The 2792-nt window shown below is 62.6% G+C and carries 2 protein-coding genes and 1 pseudogene; 1 reads left to right on the top strand and 2 read right to left on the bottom strand.

Annotated elements, in window-relative coordinates:
- On the top strand, positions 1–396 hold a 396-nt coding region (locus VEI45_RS14315; protein WP_324854257.1), incomplete at its 5' end, for a holo-ACP synthase.
- A 69-nt stretch (positions 397–465) separates the two neighbouring features.
- Here the strand turns inward: VEI45_RS14315 and VEI45_RS14310 are convergent.
- Together VEI45_RS14310 and VEI45_RS14305 are read right to left on the bottom strand one after the other, a co-directional pair.
- Positions 466–2124: a hypothetical protein gene (locus VEI45_RS14310; RefSeq protein WP_324854255.1), complete on the bottom strand. Its 1659-nt coding sequence runs from the start codon at positions 2122–2124 to the stop codon at positions 466–468.
- 442 nt (positions 2125–2566) lie between these two features.
- Positions 2567–2792, bottom strand: a pseudogene (locus VEI45_RS14305) (hypothetical protein); the annotation flags it as partial.

The following is a 2792-nucleotide window of genomic DNA, read 5'->3' as shown; positions in this document are numbered from 1 at the left end:
GTTGACGGGCACCGCGTCCGCGTCGGATGCGATGTCGTGGCCATCGAGGATGTCCAGGACTCGCTGGCGGCGTTCGGAGACCGGTACCTGCGCAAGGTTTTTACAGCGAGCGAAATCAACGACTGCCAGGGCCGCAACCGGGTGCACAGACTGGCGGCCCGGTTCGCGGCCAAGGAAGCAGTGATCAAGGCATTCGCAGAACCCGACATGCCGTTTCCCCTGCGCGAGATCGAGGTAACACGGGACGGTCCGCTGCCTCTGCTTCGCCTGAGCGGAGCGGTCGCCGAGCGAGCACAACACCAAGGCTGGCTCAGCTCGTCTTTGTCGCTTTCGCACGCCGATTGCCACGCAATGGCCGTCGTTCTCGTGGTCTGTAGTCCGGCCGAGTCCGAGTAGGAAACTTCATGCGCTAGCGCAGACTCGACTCGCCGTGCCCGAAACCCATCGTGAGTCCGGCGCGGGGCACTAGCGGATTCGGCGACTCTCAATCGACGTAATGTCCGTTACGGGGATGTGCTCCGATGGGAAAACGGCAGGTACCGGCAACACCGCGTTGCGGATCGCCGCCAATGTCGCCGGGTGATTCGCGGCATGATCGCCGGTGGGTGGGGCGATCAGGCGGGGCGGCTGCGACGTCCATTGCAGCCGGTCAAGGGCTGCCCGACCGCCTCTGGCAGTGAACTGCTCCGCATCCTCGGGCGAGGCAATCAGCGTCACGTCGGTTCCACGGTGGGCAAGCGTTGTCAGAACATCCTCCGGCAGCCACACGAGTCCGACCCGGCTCAACACCCGCAGGACGTATCGCGGGAGGTGGTTGTGCATAAAGCTCTTCGTCCGCTTCCTAGCCGGTTTGAGAAGTGCTGTGAGTCGGCGCTTTGTCCTAGATTCGGAGGGGCCGCCGCCCGTGTCACCAGCCGCGTTGGCGTGTAGCGCTTTCTTCCGGCCGTACCACTGCGACAGCAAGGTGGGGGTGACGCGCCAATTCCACGGCATCAGGTTGACCAGGATCGCCGACTGCGCACCGATATTGCGGGCGGCGTGAGCGGCGTACCACGAGCCGGAGCAGATACCGACAAGCTCGAGTTCGCCGGCGTCTTGGCACGCATGTCTGGCCACCGCTATCGAGTCGGTGATGTCAGCCTTGGAATACACAAAGCGCCAAGGGTCCCGGCTGATCTGACCCGACAAGCCCAGTCCTGCCGGGTCCCAGCGCAACGCCTGTGACCCGGCCGCTGCAATGCGACGTGACAATTCGACCCACTCCCGGCTGGGTCCTACGTGTAAGTTTTTGGCCGCCACGAAGAACAACACGGTCTTTGCGGGCGCGGGACTCCGGCGTCGGGGCAGCGTGCGGATGGCGAATAGGCCGTCCGGCTCGATTCGTTCGATGCTCTCGAAAACGTCGACCCCGTCGGGCCCTTCGGCCGGCATCGTCACCGTTGTCAGGTATTGGGGTACGGCGCGATGGGTGCGAGTGGGAACCTTTCCGTCGATCCACTCGATGATCGAATCGACCGCGGTGTAAGGGATCGGTAACAACCAATCCTGCGACCGGGCGCATTCCGCCAGACCACCGGTAATGATCGAATCAACTCCCTCGGCCGACGCCAGGGCGGTAACGCGCTTGTCGGTCTGGGCTGGTCGTCCCACCAGAAGTACGTTGTCGACGCCATGGGCGCTGACTGGATTGGCACCCATCCGCAGCGCGGCGAATTCTGCGGCGGCGTGGTCGCTCAACCGCCCGCCGATGATTGACACTTCGCCGGGCGAATGAGCGTCCTCGCCCGCCGACAACCGGAACAGCGTGGTGTGTTCCCGAAGGTAACGCCTGCCTGTTCCAGCGGGATCGAGGTAGACCACGCGGTTGACCGTGTGGGATTGGGCCAGGTACTCGTCGAGGATCAGGCACCCGGCACGTATGCCGATAGCGGTCGCCGACTCCGCGCCGATCAGCGTGAGGTAGTCGAGCGCGTGGCCCACGCTTGCCACCCAGTTGGCCACCGCGTCATCACGGACCTGAGCGTATGCAGAATCACCCAAGCCTAGATAATCAAAATGCAGCACGCCGAAACCGCGGCGCGCCAGGCTGTCGGCGAGGAACCGGTGTAGTCGGACACTCTCCATCCCCTCCTTTCCGAGCGAACCACAGATCAGTACTCCGCCCCTGATCTGGTTATCGACCGGCAGATGAACCACGCCGAACAATGGCGACTCAGACGGTCCGAAAAATGTCGGCACCTCTGTCGTCGTCAACGGCATGTTGCGCTGGCTCCGCGGTCGGCTTCCGCCGCTAGCGGATAGTCGTGCTCTCGATCTTATTTTGCTCATTTCAATCAACGGTCCGACCTGGATTCGTACGTACTCGCGTCAGCCACATCGCGGGCTCGAAACCGTGCGACCGGATGAGGCCCAACACAATTCGCTCTATTCCGAGTTCGACGCATGCGCTGTGCGCGACTTCACAGTGATGAGTTGACAACCCGAACGCCTCGCCGAAGTGCTCCTAGTGGCAATTTGCCGAGAACAACGGCCATGCCGTCATCGAGGTCGTCGTAGAGGGGCACGATCATCCGGTCTTCAATTCCCGGTCCGCTGATTCGGTGCGAGTACCCTGCCCGCTCGGCAGAGAGAACGGATCGTTGGCCGCAGCGTCTGTTGCCTCGAACTTTGCTTCCTTGACTAGTTCGATCGCTTCGGAAGGGAATCTGGCCTTCTCGTCGACGTCGTCGGCAGCAATTGCGGTGGCCTTTACTGCAGTTGGCAGACGGGGCAAAGAAGAAGGCAAAGAAGAA

The sequence above is a fragment of the Mycobacterium sp. genome, assembly GCF_035623875.1.
Taxonomy (GTDB): domain Bacteria; phylum Actinomycetota; class Actinomycetes; order Mycobacteriales; family Mycobacteriaceae; genus Mycobacterium.
Note: the sequence above shows the minus strand (reverse complement) of the source record. Positions and strands in the feature narration are given on the sequence as shown.

What these genes read in the sequence shown, in the direction of transcription:
- VEI45_RS14310 (WP_324854255.1), bottom strand. Translation starts at nt 2,124, where the DNA reads ATGGAGAGTGTCCGACTACACCGGTTCCTCGCCGACAGCCTGGCGCGC.